Genomic DNA, 15107 nt, shown 5'->3' on the forward strand with positions numbered 1-15107 from the left:
CCGGCGGCCAGCCTGGAAGTGCTGCTGCTGAATGCCCGCAGCGAAACACCCCCCGATACCCCCCGCGCCCAGGCGCAGAACCAGATGAGCGGAGGCGGCAATGCCGAACGCGGCCTGTCCACCACCCCGCTGCCCCAGACCGGCGCGTCCGCCGAGACCATCGTGCTGGAGGCCATGCGCCGCCGCCAGGTCCAGCTCGAAGCCGAACAGACCCGCCTGATGACCCAGCTGCGCGCTGCCGACAAGGCCGGCGTCGAGCGTCAGGCCGTCAACCCCTGGCCCGACGGCAACGACCGCGGGCAGGACGCCCAGGACCAGGCCAGCGTCATCCAGAACGCCCAGATCGCCGCCCTGGCTGCCAAGGTCCAGCAATACAGCGCCGAACCGCGCAAGCAGTTCGTGGCGCCCTCGGCCGAGGCCTCGCGCTATGCCGCCTACCTGGACGCCTGGCGCACCCGCATCGAAGCCGTGGGCACCCAGCACTACCCGGAAGAAGCCCGCGGCCGCATCTACGGATCGCTGCGCATCACCGTGTCGGTGCGCGCCGACGGCAGCATCGCCGGCGTCGACATCGACCAGCCGTCGCCGCACGCCGTGCTGAACCAGGCCGCCCGCCGCATCGTGCAGCTGGCCGCGCCGTTCCCGCCGTTCCCGCCCGACATCGCCCGCGACACCGACGTGCTGGTCATCACCCGCACCTGGCATTTCGTCAACGACACCCTGGAAACCGAAGCCCCATGACCGAGGCAACCCCTCTTGCCCGCTACGCCGTCATCGGCAACCCCATCGCGCACAGCCGTTCGCCGCAGATCCACACCCTGTTTTCGCAGCAGACCGGCAAGCCGCTCACCTACGAGCGCCTGCTGGCGCCGGTGGACGGGTTCAACGAGGCCGTGGCGGCCTTTGCCGCCGAGGGCGGCCTGGGGCTGAACGTGACCGTGCCCTTCAAGCTGGACGCCTACGCGCTGGCCTCGGGCCACCTGTCCAGCCGCGCCCGGCTGGCCGGGGCCGTCAACACCCTGTCCTGGCGCGACGGCGCCTGGCACGGCTGCAATACCGACGGCGTGGGCCTGGTGTCCGACCTGCTGCGCCTGGGCGTGCGCCTGACCGGCGCGTCGGTGCTGCTGGTGGGCGCCGGCGGCGCCGCCCGCGGGGTGCTGCAGCCCCTGGCCCAGGCCGGCTGCGCCCGCATCCACATCGTCAACCGCACCGCCGCCCGGGCGCTGGAGCTGGCGGAAAGCTGGCGCGGAACCGGCGTAGAGCCCCAGACCCGCGTCACCGCCGGCGGCCTGGCCGACGCGGCCCTGCCCGGCGGCTGGAACCTGGTGGTCAACGCCACCGCTAGCGGCCTGCAGGACGCCGCCCCCGACCTGCCTGCGGGCCTGTACGCCCCGGGCGCCGCCGCCTACGACATGATGTACGGCGCCCAGCCCACCGCCTTCATGCGCCAGGCCGGTCGGGACGGCGCCGCCCTGAGCGCCGACGGCCTGGGCATGCTGGTGGGCCAGGCGGCCGAGAGCTTCTTCATCTGGCACGGCGTGCGGCCCGACCCGGCCCCCGTGCTGGCAGCGCTGCGCGAGGCGCTGATGGCCGGAACCTGACGCCATGGCCGCCCGCGGCAAGAGCGGCAAGCGCCGCTCCTGGTTCCGGATCATCACCGGCGTGTTGATGGCGCTGGTGTGCGCGGTGCTGCTATACCAGTTCTGGCTGTTCGGACTGGTGGTCTGGTACAAGTACCAGAACCCCGGCAGCAGCGCCGTGATGCGCGAGGAACTGGCCCGGCTGCGCGACGGCAACGCCGATTTCCGCCTGAAATACGAATGGGTGCCCTACGACAAGATCAACCGCAGCCTGAAACTGGCGGTGGTGGCGTCCGAAGACTCCAATTTCACCGAGCACGACGGCGTCGAATGGGACGCCATCCGCAAAGCCTGGGAATACAACCAGAAGCAGGAAGAGGCCGGCCGCAGCAAGATGCGCGGGGGCTCCACCATCACCCAGCAGCTGGCCAAGAACCTGTTCCTGTCCAGTTCCCGCAGTTACGTCCGCAAGGGCCAGGAACTGGTGCTGACCTACATGATCGAACACGTCATGACCAAGGAACGCATCCTGGAGCTGTACCTGAACGTGGCGGAATGGGGCGTGGGCGTGTTCGGCGCCCAGGCGGCGGCCAAGCATTATTTCAACGTGCCGGCGGCCAGCCTGGGGGCCAGCCAATCGGCCCGGCTGGCGGCGATGCTGCCCAACCCGCGCTTCTATGACAGTCATCGCAACTCCAACTACCTGAACTCCCGCGTCTATACCCTGACCCGGCGGATGCAGATGGTGGACATCCCCTGACACCAGAAACCGACCGATTCCCGAGGCTCCCGCCCACCTTGACCGGCGGGATTTGTTAAGCTTTCACGTTTAGCGCTCCTTCGCCCTTTTTCATGCGTACCGCACGTCGCTACCTGGCCCGCGAGATCTATCGCTCTTGTGCAGTGGTCCTTATGGCCCTGCTGGGCCTTTTCACGTTTTTCGCGCTGGTGGACGACCTGGACAACGTGGGCGACAAGTTCTCCATGATGGCCCTGCTGTACATGCAGGCGCTGGCCATCCCCACCCGTCTTTACGACCTGCTGCCCATCGGCCTCTTGATCGGGGCCATTCTGGCGCTGGCCGGCCTGGCCCAGCGTAACGAGCTGGTGATCCTGCGGGTGTCGGGCGTCAGCGGCATGCGGCTGCTGCGCATGCTCTGGATCGTCACCATCCCGCTGATGATCGGCGCGGCGCTGCTGTCCGAATACGTCACCCCTTGGGCCGAGATCAAATCCGGCGAGGCCAACCTGCTGTTCCGCGGCAAGGCCGGCGGCGACCGCCTGAATAGCGGCTACTGGTTCAAGGAACCCACCGCCAACGGCGGCACCCGCATCATCAACATCGCCGAACTCAAGGGCGACGGCCAGGTCACGGGCGTCACGCTGTACGAATTCAAGAAAGACCTGACGCTGTCGGTGCTGTCCACCGCCCCCACCGGCCTGTTCGCTCACGGCGACCTGGTCCTGAAGGACGTGGCCGAAACGCGCCTGGACGACGAGGCCGCCGACGCCCTGGCCAATGCCCGCCCGCCGAAGAATCCGCCGGCAACGGTGGTGAAGGTGCCCGAGCGCACGGTCGACACCACGCTCAGCGCCGAACGCCTGCTGGCCCGGGTGCTGACCCCAGAGCGCATGTCGATCGTGACGCTGCTCGATTATGTGGATTATTTGCGCAACAACCAGCTGCAATATGGTCGACAGGTCGTCGCGTTGTGGCGCAAACTGGCATATCCGTTCACGCTGCTGGTGATGATCACCATCGCCGCCCCGATCGGGCTGATGCAGACGCGCCGCGGCGGCGTGGGCGCCAAGGTCTTCATCGGCATCTTGCTGGGCGTAGGCTTTTTCATGCTGAACCAGCTGGCGCTGAACGTAGGCATGCTGGGCAAGTGGCCGCCCTGGCTGACCGCCCTGGGCCCGAATATCGGGGCCATGGCCTTGGCACTGGGCGCCATGAGCTACATGGAATACCGCCACACCATTACCCGTCTCGTCCAACAGCGTTGGCCCTGGAGCAAGAGTCCCGCATGAACAGCAGCAGTATCTGGATGATCGGCGACGTGCAAGGTTGCTGCTCGCCGTTGGATCGCTTGCTGTCCCATCCCGAACTGGTGGGCGACCCCAAGTCGCGTTTCTGGTTCGCCGGGGATCTGGTGAACCGCGGCCCGCAATCGCTGGCAACGCTGCGCCGCATTATCGATCTGGGTGACCGCGCGACGGTGGTACTGGGCAACCACGACCTGCATCTGCTGGCCGCGGCCGCCGGGGTGCGCAAGCCGTCAAAGTCGGACACGCTCGACGAAATCCTGCGCGCGCCGGACTCAGCCGACCTGATCGACTGGCTGCGCTCGCGCCCGCTGGCCCATTTCGAGCACGACCACCTGATGGTGCACGCGGGCACGCTGGCAAAATGGGACGTGGCCAAGACGCTGTCGCTGGCCGCCGAGGTCCAGGACGCGTTGCGCGGCCCGCAATGGCAGAAGGCGCTGCAAAAAATGTACGGCAACGAGCCGTCGACGTGGAAGGAAGACCACAAGGGCGGCAAGCGGATGCGCGTGATCATCAATGCGTTGACCCGCATCCGCCTGTGCACACCAAACGGCCACATGGAATTCGCAACGAAGGTAACGCCCGGCGCATGGCCGGCCGGGCTGGTGCCATGGTTCGATGTGCCGAACCGGGCGACGAAAAACGTCACAACGGTTTTCGGACATTGGTCCACGCTGGGGTTGATGCAGCGGCCGGACGTGATTTGCCTGGATACAGGCTGCGTGTGGGGTGGGGCGTTGACGGCCTTACGGTTGCAGGATCGCAAGCTGGTGCAGATCAAGTGTTCGCAGTTTCAGGATCCGATGTCGGAGTGATTTTTCTTCGGGTTGCTGGTTGACGGGGTCTTGCTTGTTGCTTGTGACTTGTTGCTTGTGACTTGTTGCTTGTGACTTGTTGCTTGTGGCTTGTGGCGTTTGGGCTTCGTAGGTCGCCCGTCGCGGGGGTGGCTTGCGGAGTGGGCGCCCACGATTGCGGTCCGGCGCGCGGGCGCCGGACTTCCCCTTCGTCATCTTCGTTGTCGCCTCCGGCGCCTGCCTTCAGATTCCCTCGGGCGCATCGAGGTTGCCCACTCCGCAAGCCACCCCCGCGACAGGCTACGGTTTGCTGTGCTTGTCGCGCTGCTGGAGCTGTGGTCAGGGAATGAAATCTGCAAGGCCGCCAAGCCGCGGCCGCGCGGGCGGCCACGTTTGGCATTCATGTTGCTGACTATGTTGGGGGTGCGCTTCGCGCTGGTGGCGATTCGTTTTCTATTGGGTCGCACGTCGAGGGGAGGGGCGGTGATGGGCGGCGCGACAGGCACTGGCTTGCGCATGTACACCCCCGCGCGCGCCGCCCATCCGGCGCTGCGCGGTAGCGTGGAACATCACGGTAGCCGCGCCGCTAGAGGGCCTGGGTCGGTTGAGCGCCATTTCATCGTGGGGAACAGCGCCGACGATGAACTTGAGCGCCATTTCATCATTGAAAATAGCGCCCACGATGAACCTCAGCCTCCCCCAACGTTGCCACCACAAACCAGCAGCGTCCGCTCCTGAAAACCCGCCCTGCCACCCACACGCGACAGCGGCATCCGATTGCGCAAGACGACGCGTAAGCTTCGTAAGGCCGCCCGCGCGGCCGGCACGAAGCGGGCACCGCACCCTCCTCCATACCCCGCTGACCGTGGCCAACACGCCAAGCACACCGACCGCCCCAGCGTCCGCCGCTAAGCCTCATCAACAGCGCGTGGCGGTGTCGGGGTGGGGTGGGCGGGGCGTTAGATGCGCCCGAGGGAATCCGAAGGGAGCCGAAGGCGGACGAGGATGACAACGGGGCAGTCCGGAGCGAAGGCTCCGGACCGCAATCGTAGCCCCGCCCTCACCCGCCTGCCCCGTCACGCGCGGCTCAAGAACCCCACCCCCAATAGCAAAGAGCCCTTCCAAAGAAGAGCCCTTCAAAAAGACCAAAAAAAACTCACCCCACAGTCAACACACAATCCAACGCTTCAGGCGCAGCCAATCTGACAGTAAACATCCTCAACTCGTCCCGCCTGAATACATGCACATCGACGCGGTCGCCAGCCCGGTACTGCCCCAACAACACCTCGACCCCCGCCGGCCCCTCGACCTTCAACCCGTCGATAGCCACCAGCACATCCCCCGCCGACAAGCCGCCTTTATGTCCAGCGCCACCCTCAAGCACGGTAGCCAGCACCAACGAGTCCCCTTGCTTGCGCGTGCGCACATCCAGGGAAGGAATATTCGCGGAAGCTTTCCATTGCACCTTGATCCCATGCGGCGCCAGCAGTTCGGCCAGCGGCACATCCGCCATCCCATACGCATGGCGGGCGATGAACCGCCGCGTATCCACCCCGGTCGCCTCCTTGATCAACCCGGGCAGCCCATCTTCCGGCAGCCCTTGCGGCTTGCCGCGATAGAAATCCCGCCCATAGCGCTGCCACAGCAAGCGCATCACATCATCCAGCGAATACGCCCCGGACGATTCCTGGCGGATCAGGAGATCCAGCCCCAGCGCCACCAGCGCGCCCTTGGTGTAGTAGCTGACCAGCGCATTCGGTGAATTCTCATCCTGCTTGTAATAGCGCGTCCAGGCATCGAACGAACTTTCCGCCACCGATTGCTTGTGGCGACCCGGCGTGCGCGCCACGCTCGTGATCGTCTTGGCCAGCAGCCGCAGATAATCGTTCTGCGTGATCGCGTTTGAACGCAGCAGCAGCAGATCGTCGTAGTAGGACGTGAAGCCCTCGAACACCCACAGCAGCCGCGACAGGTCCGGCTGCGACAGGTCGTAGGGCACGAACGCCTGCGGCTTGATCCGCTTCACGTTCCAGGTGTGGAAATACTCGTGGCTGACCAGCCCCAGGAAGCCCCGGTAGCCTTCGCCCTGGCCTTGCTGGCCCAGCACCGGCAGATCCTTGCGCGCCGTCATCAGCGCCGTGCTGGCGCGATGTTCCAGCCCGCCGTAGCCGTCGCCCGTCACCATCGTCATGAACACGTAGCGGTCGGCGCTGTCCAGGAACGGCGCGCGCTTGCTGCGCGGTTCGAAAAAGGCGATCTGCGTTTCGCAGATCTTGCGCACATCGTCCGTGATGCGCGCCAGGTCCAGGTTGGGCGCCACGCCCGTGAATACCAGCTCGTGCTCTGCACCGTGGGCGGTGAAGCTGGCCACTTGCGGCGTGCCCATCTCCACCGGATGGTCGATCAGCGCGTCGTAGTCGGGCGCCAGGTAGCGGCCGAAGCCGTGACGCCGCGCCGCGCCCTGATGGCCGCGGGCTTGCGGCAGGCTGGTGTAAACCTTCCAGCCATCGATGCCGCGCGGCGGCGCCAAGTCCATCAGACAGGGCAGGTGATCTTGCCCATGCACCCGCAGGAACACGCTGGTGCCGTTGAAAAAGCCATGCGTTTCATCCAGGTGGGCGCCGCGCACCGACAGGTCCCAGGCGTACACCGAATACTCCACCCGCAGCGGTCCGTCGCAAGGCGCGGCCTGCCAGGTGTGATTGTCTATTTTGTCGACAAGCACGCGCCGGTTGCCCGAATACGCCGTCAGCGATTCGATCTGGCGCGAGAAATCGCGGATCAGGTAGCTGCCCGGAATCCAGGCGGGCAACGACAGCCGCTGGCCGTCCGGCGAGGGCGTCTGGACGGTTAGGGTTATCCGGTAGCGGTGTCCGGCCGGGTCATGGGGCGCGAGGCGGTAAAGTACGGGGAAAGCATCGGTTTTATCCATGCGCATATCTTATTTCATCCTTCCCTCTGGAGACATTCAATGAGCGAGTCGTTTGTGCTGGTCGAAACCCGCGGCCGTGTCGGTCTGCTGACGCTGAACCGCCCCAAGGCGCTCAACGCGCTCAACGATCAACTGATGGATGAGCTCGGGGCGGCGCTGCTGGCTTTCGAAGCCGACGCGGGTATCGGCGCGGTGGTCATTACCGGCAGCGAAAAGGCCTTCGCCGCCGGCGCCGACATCGGCGCGATGAAAGACTGGTCGTACATGGATGTCTACAACGGCGAATACATCACGCGCAACTGGGAAACCCTCAAGCGCATCAAAAAGCCCGTGATCGCCGCGGTGGCCGGTTATGCCCTGGGCGGCGGCTGCGAACTGGCCATGATGTGCGACATCATCATCGCCGCGGACACGGCCAAGTTCGGCCAGCCCGAAATCAAGCTGGGCGTCATCCCCGGCGCGGGCGGCACGCAGCGCCTGCCGCGCGCGGTCGGCAAGGCCAAGGCCATGGACCTGGCCCTGACCGCTCGCATGATGGGTGCCGAGGAAGCCGAGCGCGCCGGTCTGGTGTCGCGCGTGGTCGCGGCCGATAAGCTGATGGAAGAGGCCCTGGACGCGGCCACCGTCATCGCTTCGATGTCGCTGCCTTCGGTCATGATGGCCAAGGAATGCGTCAACCGCGCCTTTGAAGGCTCGCTCAACGAAGGCCTGCTGTTCGAGCGCCGCGTGTTCCATTCGCTGTTCGCCACCGACGACCAGAAGGAAGGCATGGCTGCCTTTACCGAAAAGCGTAAACCGGACTTTAAACACCGTTAATTCTTGTTACGTCCGCGCCGGCTTGCCGGACGGGCTCCTGAAAGACCTCACGCGCCCCGCCCGGGCGCGTTTTTACATGCGGCGGCGGCACAGGCGATCGTTGCGCCTTGAAACCTTTGGGCTGCACCTTGTTGCAGTGATCGGTCCTATCCTGATCGGGCGTCATCACAAAGAGGTGCCGCGCCAGAGAGGCTTGCCCGAACTGGTAAGCCCACGCGCGGCGGCTCGCCTGCAAACAATAGCAACAAGGAGCCTTGCATGCGTACTTCCCCTTTTAATCGCCGGTGGTCCGCCGCCGCGCTCGCGGGCGCCCTGAGCGTCTGCTTCGTGACCGCTACGCAAGCCCAATCACCGCGGCCGTCGATGCGGCTGGTGTCCGAAACGCCTTACCCCGCGGCCGCCGCGCCCGCGCCGCAAGTGAACGCGCAGGAGCTGCGCGAAACCGCGATCGACGCCTACGTCTACGCCTATCCCATGGTGCTGATGGAGCTGGCGCGCCGCAAGGCCACCGCGGTGCAGTCGCCGCTGGACGGCAAGGCGCCGGTGAACCAGTTCGGCCACAAGGCCGCGTTCCCCGACCCGCGCGCGTCCGACACGCCGTGGCCGAGCGCCGATGCGCTGTATTCCAGCCTGTGGTTCGACGTCTCGCGCGCGCCGTTGATCGTGCGCCTGCCTGATACCGGCAACCGCTACAGCGTGCTGTCGGCGCTGGACATGTGGAGCGACGTGTTCGCCTCGCGCGGCACGCGCACCAATGGCCCGGGCCCGCAATCGTTCGCCATCGTCGGTCCGAACTGGCAGGGCACGCTGCCGCCGGGCGTCGACATGATCCGCAGCCCCACGTCCACCGGCTGGCTGATCGGCTGGACCCAGGCCAACGGTCCGCAAGACTACGCGGCCGTGAACCAGATCCAGGCCAACATGACGGCCGCCCCGCTGGTGGCGCCGGCTGCCGCGCCGCTGCCGGGCCGCACGCGCGGCTCCACCACGCCGTACCCGCAGACCGGCCCTGGCGTCGGCACCGCGCCCATCGGCAGCGACGTGCCCATGCCGATGCCCGTGAACGTCATCGAAGGCTCGCCGGCCGAACAGGTCGCGGCCATGGACGCGGCCTCGTTCTTCACGCTGTTCTTCGACGTGCTGCGCAACAACCCGCCGCATGCCAACGACACGCCTATCCTGGACCGCATGCGCCGCATCGGCCTGGATGGCCGCCAGCCGTTCTCGTATGGCCGCTTGAGCCCAACCGTGCAGCAGGCCCTGACTGACGCGCAGCCGCTGGCCGGCCGCCGCATCGCCGACAGCGTGTCGCACCTGGCCACGCCGATCAACGGCTGGAGCACCGTGCTGTCGGGCATCGGCACCTACGGCACGGACTACACGCGCCGCGCCGCCATCGCCTATGCGGGCTTGGGCGCGCCCACGCCGCAGGACGTGCTCTATCCGGTCACGGCTCGCGACTCGAAGGGCCGCGCGCTCACCTCGAACGAAGACTACGTGCTGCACTTCGACAAGGGCCAATTGCCGCCCGTCAACGCGTTCTGGTCCCTGCATGTCTATAACGACAAGCATGGCTTTGCCGAGAATCCGGCCAACCGCTACGTGCTGCGCAGCACCGACGGCCTGAAGTACAACGCCGACGGTTCGCTGGACATCTACATCCAGCGCCGCGATCCCGGCGAGCGCAAGCGCTCGAACTGGATCGCCAGCCCGGCCACCGAAGGTCCGTTCCTGTTGAGCATGCGTCTGTATTGGCCGCAGGGCACCGCGCTGGACGGCCAGTGGGCGCCGCCGCCGGTCAAGGAAGACTGATCCCGCGCGCATCGGCGCCGTCGCAAGATGGCGCCGGCCAACGTGCCAGCGGCCCCTCGTCGGGGCCGCTTTCTTTTTGCGCAGGTGCCGGGTCAGGGGCGCGCGCGGCACCGGATTCGGCCGGCCATTCGCGTCCCTAATTTCCTGGCGCGCGGCGCCGTTCTGGCCCGCTTGTTGTCACCTTACAAACCCCCGAAAGTTCATTTGCTCGTGCAAAAAGAATCACGCTATACTCTGCGGGTTTGACGCTTGCGGGATAAGAGTCAGGGGCCGGGCGAATAGCTACAGGCCCCGGTTCTAGAAGAAGCGGGGACAAGAGACAAGGTTGGGCTTGTAAGGTTGGGCTTGTAACTACGTGGGTAACTACGTGGGGCTTGCCGGGCGTTTTTCAATAGCGCTTATGGGCAGGTCCACCAGAGGGCCCACCAGGGAATCACGCGGGGAAGTTTGATGCAGCAGAACACAGTGCGGCACGAACCTGCGCGGCAAGAGCGGAAACAACCGCAACCATTGCCGCAACAGGACGAAGCGCGCCAGGTTCTGGCGAGTCAGGATCCGGCGGACCGGGTGCTGGTGCTCAGTGACGCGGATCGCGCGGCGCTGAATGCTCAAGCAGGCCGTGGTCTCTTGTTGGCGCTGGTGGCGCAAGGCGCCATGGGGCTCGCAGCAGCAGTAATAGCGGGGGGTGTCGGAGGGGCGGCGGCAGGTTGGTCGGCGCTGGCGGGGGCAGGAGCGTATTTCATACCCAATGCGTTGTTCGCATTGCGCCTGGCTGTCAGTGTTCGGGCCGGTAAAGCCAGTCCCTTTACCTTTCTCTCTGGTGAGTTGATCAAGCTGTTCGCAACGGCATTGCTGTTGTGGCTGCTTTCGCATGTGGCGCAGGACACGCTCGTCTGGCCTGCCGCGCTGCTCGGTCTGATACTCACCTTGAAGGGATATCTCCTGCTTTTGATGTTCCGCAAGTTGTCATAGCGCGCCGGGAAATTTACGGCAAACAGAATCGTGGAATCGTCCAGCTCGCAAGGGCTGGGCATACAGCAAATAGGGTAGGATTCAAATGGCTGCTGCCAGCGACGTGTCGCCTCAGTCCGCGTATATTCAGCATCACTTGGTGCATCTGAACAATACGGGCGAGAAACAGAGCGCAATTGCTCAGTTCGACATCATCAATTACGACTCGTTGTTCTGGTCCGGCCTGACGGGTCTGATCGTCATCTTCTTCCTGTGGCGCGCCGCCAGCCGTGCGACCGCCGGCGTTCCGGGCCGCTTCCAGGCCTTCGTGGAAATGATCGTCGACATGGTCGACGACCAGGCCAAGGGCATCGTCCACAACGCCAAGAGCCGCCTTTTCATCGCTCCGCTCGCGCTCACCGTGTTCCTCTGGATCATCCTGATGAACGCGCTGGACTTGCTGCCCGTCGACCTGCTGCCGTCGATCTGGCGCTGGACCGGCCTGGGCGCGCACCACGGCGACCCCCTCTACTACCACCGCGTGCTGCCCACCGCCGACCTGAATGTGCCCATGGGCATGTCGCTGGGCGTGCTGCTGCTGATGTTCTATTACGGCATCAAGATCAAGCACCCGGGCGGTTTCGTCAAAGAACTGTTCACCGCGCCGTTCCATGCGCACGGCATTGGCGCCGTCGTGCTGGCCCCGTTCAACCTGCTGCTGAACCTGATCGAATACGCCGCCAAGTCCGTGTCGCTGGGCATGCGGTTGTTCGGCAACATGTTCGCCGGCGAACTGATTTTCATGCTGATCGCCCTCTTGGGCGGCGCCTGGACCGGCTTTAACGGTTCGAGCATCGGCTTGGGAATCGGCCACGTGCTGGCCGGTTCGATCTGGGCAATCTTCCACATCCTGATCGTCCTGCTCCAGGCCTTCATCTTCATGATGCTGACCCTGGTGTATCTCGGCCAGGCCCACGAAGGCCACTGATCCCCCGAATTTCCGGCGTCGGCCACCCGGCCGGCGCTGGATAGCAAGATCCTCTTGCATTGAGCAGTACCCTCATTTTTTATTTTTTGACTTCAGATTTCTAACCAAGGAGTTGTCATGACCAACGTCGCTTTCGTTGCTCTCGCTTGCGGTCTTATCATCGGTCTGGGCGCTATCGGCGCTTGCATCGGCATCGCACTGATGGGCGGCAAATATCTGGAAGCCTCGGCTCGTCAGCCTGAACTGATGAACGCTCTGCAAACGAAGATGTTCCTGCTGGCTGGCCTGATCGACGCGGCATTCCTGATCGGCGTGGGTATCGCCATGCTGTTCGCCTTCGCCAACCCGTTCGTCGGCTAAGGCACGCCCGCCGGCGAAAAGGCGGGTCATGACGCTGGCGGCGATGTGGGCACGAGCCCCCGTCGCCGGTCAGCAAAGTATCGAGTGCTTCGCGTTGCCCCTCCCGGGTGCCGTCGGAGCCGCAAGGTGTTAAAGGAACGACCGTGAATCTGAACGCGACGATCATTTTCCAGATGCTCGTGTTCTTCGTTCTGGGCTGGTTCACGATGAAATTCGTGTGGCCTCCTCTGACGAAGGCGATGGACGAGCGCCGCCAAAAAATCGCCGACGGCCTTGCCGCCGCCGAGAAGGGTAAGGCCGATCTGGCCCAGGCCCAGGCGCGCGTCAGTCTGATCGAGGCTTCTGCCAAGTCCGAAAACCACGCCCGCATCATCGAGGCCGAGAAGCAAGCCGCCTCCCTGATCGAGCAGGCCCGCCGTGAAGCGGAAGCCGAGCGTGCCCGCATCGTGGCGCAAGCTGCACAGGATGCCGCGCAGGAAGTCCAGCGCGCCCGTGATTCGCTGCGCGACGACGTTGCCGCGCTGGCTGTCAAGGGTGCTGAACAGATCCTCAAGCGCGAGGTTGACGCCCGCGCGCACGCCGAGCTGCTGAACCAGCTTCGCGCGCAGCTTTAATCCGGGACCGTCATGGCTGAACTTTCCACTGTTGCCAGGCCCTACGCCGAAGCCTTGTTCGCCGCCGCGCGCGACGACAAGGCCGGTTTGCCGGTTTGGGCCAACCTGGTCAGCGAGCTGGCGCAGGTCGCCTCCAACCCCGATGTGCGCGAGGCCATGGCCGACCCGCGTCTGGGTGACAAGCAGCGCGTCGACCTGTTTACCGGCCTGATCAAGGCCGATTTGCCGCAAGCCGCCCGCAATTTCATCGAGCTGCTGGTTGAAAACGACCGGCTGCTGCTGCTGCCCGACATCGCCACGCAATTCGTGGCGCTGCGGAATCGTCACGATGGCACGGCGCAGGCGGAAATCACCAGCGCGTTCGAATTGAGCGATGCCCAGGTCAAAGAACTGGTCACCGCTCTCGAACACAAATTCGGCCTCAAGCTCAAGCCCGTCGTTACCGTCGACCAGTCGTTGATTGGCGGCGTGCGCGTGGCCGTCGGGGACCAGGTGCTCGATACGTCCGTACAAGCCCAATTGGCCCGCATGCGCGATACGCTCGCCGCTTAAGGCAACTAACAGGATTCCAGGAGTCAATATGCAACTCAATCCCTCCGAGATCAGCGAACTGCTCAAGAGCCGCATCGAGGGCCTGGGCGCTTCGGCTGATGTCCGTACTCAGGGCACCGTCGTGTCCGTGACCGACGGTATTACCCGCATCCACGGCTTGTCCGATGTGATGCAGGGCGAAATGCTCGAATTCCCCAACAACGTTTTCGGTCTGGCGCTCAACCTTGAGCGCGATTCCGTCGGCGCCGTTATTCTCGGCGACTACACCGGCATCTCCGAAGGCGACCAGGTCAAGACGACCGGCCGCATTCTGGAAGTTCCGGTTGGTCCCGAACTGAAAGGCCGCGTGGTCAACACGCTGGGCGAGCCGATCGACGGCAAGGGCCCGGTCAACGCCCGCGCCACCGACATCATCGAAAAAGTGGCGCCTGGCGTTATCGCCCGCCGCTCGGTGTCGCAACCGCTGCAAACCGGCATCAAGGCTATCGACTCGATGGTCCCGATCGGCCGCGGCCAGCGCGAACTGATCATTGGCGACCGCCAGACCGGCAAGACCGCCGTGGCTGTCGACACCATCATCAGCCAGAAGGGCAAGGGCGTCACCTGCGTGTACGTCGCTATCGGCCAGAAGGCTTCCACGATCAACAACGTGGTGCGCAAGCTGGAAGAGCACGGCGCGATGGAATACACCATCGTCGTGGCCGCTTCGGCTTCGGACTCGGCCGCCATGCAATACCTGGCTGCCTACGCCGGCTGCACGATGGGCGAATACTTCCGCGATCGCGGCGAAGACGCCCTGATCGTCTATGACGACCTGACCAAGCAAGCCTGGGCCTACCGCCAAGTGTCGCTGCTGCTGCGCCGTCCGCCGGGCCGCGAAGCCTACCCGGGCGACGTGTTCTACCTGCACTCGCGTCTGCTGGAACGTGCTGCCCGCGTGAACGAAGACTACGTCGAAAAGTTCACCGATGGCGCCGTCAAGGGCAAGACCGGTTCGCTGACCGCGCTGCCGATCATCGAAACGCAGGCAGGCGACGTGTCCGCCTTCGTTCCGACCAACGTGATCTCGATCACCGACGGCCAGATCTTCCTGGAAACCGACCTGTTCAACGCCGGTGTCCGTCCCGCCATCAACGCCGGTATCTCGGTGTCGCGTGTCGGTGGCGCTGCGCAGACCAAGGTCGTCAAGAAGCTGTCCGGCGGTATCCGTACCGACTTGGCGCAGTACCGTGAACTGGCCGCCTTCGCGCAGTTCGCTTCCGACCTGGACGACGCGACCCGTCGCCAGCTGGAACGCGGCAAGCGCGTGGTCGAACTGCTCAAGCAGCCGCAATACCAGCCGCTGCAAGTGTGGGAACTGGCCGTCACGCTGTACACGGTCAACAACGGCTACCTGGATGACGTGGACGTGGCTCAAGTGCTGTCGTTCGAGAAGTCGCTCAAGGATCAACTGAAGGCCAAGCATGCGGCCATGATCCAGCGCATCGAAGACACCAAGGAACTGTCCAAGGACGACGAGGCCGAATTGGCCACCGCCGTTCAGGAATTCAAGAAGCACGGTGCTTTTTAAGAAAGTGATGGGTTAGGCGTCTGCAACGCCTCACCCATCCTTACCGGATGGTTGAGGCGTGAGCGGAACCCATCGGCCAGTCTTCACAG

The 15107-nt window shown here is 64.8% G+C and carries 15 protein-coding genes; 14 read left to right on the forward strand and 1 reads right to left on the reverse strand.

What is annotated here, in order from left to right:
* The 6 genes from A9974_RS16535 to A9974_RS16560 form a co-directional block, all read left to right on the forward strand.
* Window positions 1-741 (forward strand): TonB family protein (locus A9974_RS16535; RefSeq protein ID WP_183005261.1); only part of this gene is annotated, 741 nt, incomplete at its 5' end.
* Window positions 738-1601, forward strand: a complete 864-nt coding sequence (gene aroE / locus A9974_RS16540; RefSeq protein WP_183005262.1) for a shikimate dehydrogenase — start codon at window positions 738-740, stop codon at window positions 1599-1601. The genes A9974_RS16535 and aroE, both read left to right, overlap by 4 nt.
* A 4-nt stretch (window positions 1602-1605) precedes the next feature.
* On the forward strand, window positions 1606-2340 hold the full coding sequence (gene mtgA / locus A9974_RS16545) for a monofunctional biosynthetic peptidoglycan transglycosylase (RefSeq protein ID WP_183005263.1): 735 nt from the start codon (window positions 1606-1608) through the stop codon (window positions 2338-2340).
* Between the two features lie 92 nt (window positions 2341-2432).
* Complete coding sequence (gene lptG, locus A9974_RS16550; RefSeq protein ID WP_183005264.1) at window positions 2433-3611, forward strand: LPS export ABC transporter permease LptG; 1179 nt, start codon at window positions 2433-2435, stop codon at window positions 3609-3611.
* Window positions 3608-4444: a symmetrical bis(5'-nucleosyl)-tetraphosphatase gene (locus A9974_RS16555; RefSeq protein ID WP_183005379.1), complete on the forward strand. Its 837-nt coding sequence runs from the start codon at window positions 3608-3610 to the stop codon at window positions 4442-4444. The genes lptG and A9974_RS16555 overlap by 4 nt, the downstream gene beginning before the upstream one ends.
* Window positions 4445-4735: 291 nt before the next feature.
* Window positions 4736-5161, forward strand: a complete 426-nt coding sequence (locus A9974_RS16560) for a hypothetical protein (protein WP_183005265.1) — start codon at window positions 4736-4738, stop codon at window positions 5159-5161.
* 418 nt (window positions 5162-5579) lie between these two features.
* Here A9974_RS16560 and A9974_RS16565 read toward each other — a convergent pair whose 3' ends face one another.
* Window positions 5580-7361: a M61 family metallopeptidase gene (locus A9974_RS16565; protein WP_183005266.1), complete on the reverse strand. Its 1782-nt coding sequence runs from the start codon at window positions 7359-7361 to the stop codon at window positions 5580-5582.
* Between the two features lie 33 nt (window positions 7362-7394).
* Between A9974_RS16565 and A9974_RS16570 the strand changes: the two genes are divergently transcribed.
* The 8 genes from A9974_RS16570 (at window position 7395) to atpA (ending at window position 15018) form a co-directional block, all read left to right on the forward strand.
* Entirely contained in the window at window positions 7395-8171 is a 777-nt protein-coding gene (locus A9974_RS16570) for an enoyl-CoA hydratase (protein ID WP_183005267.1), read from the forward strand.
* A 258-nt stretch (window positions 8172-8429) separates the two neighbouring features.
* Window positions 8430-9983: a DUF1254 domain-containing protein gene (locus tag A9974_RS16575; protein ID WP_183005268.1), complete on the forward strand. Its 1554-nt coding sequence runs from the start codon at window positions 8430-8432 to the stop codon at window positions 9981-9983.
* Window positions 9984-10523: 540 nt separating this feature from the next.
* On the forward strand, window positions 10524-10955 hold the full coding sequence (locus tag A9974_RS16580) for an ATP synthase subunit I (protein WP_183005380.1): 432 nt from the start codon (window positions 10524-10526) through the stop codon (window positions 10953-10955).
* A gap of 85 nt (window positions 10956-11040) precedes the next feature.
* Window positions 11041-11922: a F0F1 ATP synthase subunit A gene (gene atpB, locus A9974_RS16585; protein ID WP_183005269.1), complete on the forward strand. Its 882-nt coding sequence runs from the start codon at window positions 11041-11043 to the stop codon at window positions 11920-11922.
* A gap of 117 nt (window positions 11923-12039) precedes the next feature.
* Window positions 12040-12282 (forward strand): F0F1 ATP synthase subunit C, encoded by a 243-nt coding sequence (atpE, locus tag A9974_RS16590; protein ID WP_003815363.1) that lies wholly within the window; start codon window positions 12040-12042, stop codon window positions 12280-12282.
* A gap of 143 nt (window positions 12283-12425) precedes the next feature.
* Window positions 12426-12896, forward strand: a complete 471-nt coding sequence (locus A9974_RS16595) for a F0F1 ATP synthase subunit B (protein ID WP_006227275.1) — start codon at window positions 12426-12428, stop codon at window positions 12894-12896.
* Between the two features lie 12 nt (window positions 12897-12908).
* The gene (locus A9974_RS16600) at window positions 12909-13448 is read left to right on the forward strand and encodes a F0F1 ATP synthase subunit delta (RefSeq protein ID WP_183005270.1); all 540 of its coding nucleotides are present in this window, start codon (window positions 12909-12911) and stop codon (window positions 13446-13448) included.
* Window positions 13449-13476: 28 nt separating this feature from the next.
* Window positions 13477-15018: a F0F1 ATP synthase subunit alpha gene (atpA, locus tag A9974_RS16605; RefSeq protein ID WP_183005271.1), complete on the forward strand. Its 1542-nt coding sequence runs from the start codon at window positions 13477-13479 to the stop codon at window positions 15016-15018.
* Window positions 15019-15107 lie beyond the last annotated feature (89 nt).

Origin of the sequence: Achromobacter sp. UMC71 (assembly GCF_014170305.1) — a bacterium.
Lineage (GTDB): Bacteria > Pseudomonadota > Gammaproteobacteria > Burkholderiales > Burkholderiaceae_B > Achromobacter.

What these genes read in the sequence shown, in the direction of transcription:
- aroE (WP_183005262.1), top strand. Translation starts at nt 738, where the DNA reads ATGACCGAGGCAACCCCTCTTGCCCGCTACGCCGTCATCGGCAACCCC.
- mtgA (WP_183005263.1), top strand. Translation starts at nt 1,606, where the DNA reads ATGGCCGCCCGCGGCAAGAGCGGCAAGCGCCGCTCCTGGTTCCGGATC.
- lptG (WP_183005264.1), top strand. Translation starts at nt 2,433, where the DNA reads ATGCGTACCGCACGTCGCTACCTGGCCCGCGAGATCTATCGCTCTTGT.
- A9974_RS16555 (WP_183005379.1), top strand. Translation starts at nt 3,608, where the DNA reads ATGAACAGCAGCAGTATCTGGATGATCGGCGACGTGCAAGGTTGCTGC.
- A9974_RS16565 (WP_183005266.1), bottom strand. Translation starts at nt 7,361, where the DNA reads ATGCGCATGGATAAAACCGATGCTTTCCCCGTACTTTACCGCCTCGCG.
- A9974_RS16570 (WP_183005267.1), top strand. Translation starts at nt 7,395, where the DNA reads ATGAGCGAGTCGTTTGTGCTGGTCGAAACCCGCGGCCGTGTCGGTCTG.
- A9974_RS16575 (WP_183005268.1), top strand. Translation starts at nt 8,430, where the DNA reads ATGCGTACTTCCCCTTTTAATCGCCGGTGGTCCGCCGCCGCGCTCGCG.
- atpB (WP_183005269.1), top strand. Translation starts at nt 11,041, where the DNA reads ATGGCTGCTGCCAGCGACGTGTCGCCTCAGTCCGCGTATATTCAGCAT.
- atpE (WP_003815363.1), top strand. Translation starts at nt 12,040, where the DNA reads ATGACCAACGTCGCTTTCGTTGCTCTCGCTTGCGGTCTTATCATCGGT.
- A9974_RS16600 (WP_183005270.1), top strand. Translation starts at nt 12,909, where the DNA reads ATGGCTGAACTTTCCACTGTTGCCAGGCCCTACGCCGAAGCCTTGTTC.
- atpA (WP_183005271.1), top strand. Translation starts at nt 13,477, where the DNA reads ATGCAACTCAATCCCTCCGAGATCAGCGAACTGCTCAAGAGCCGCATC.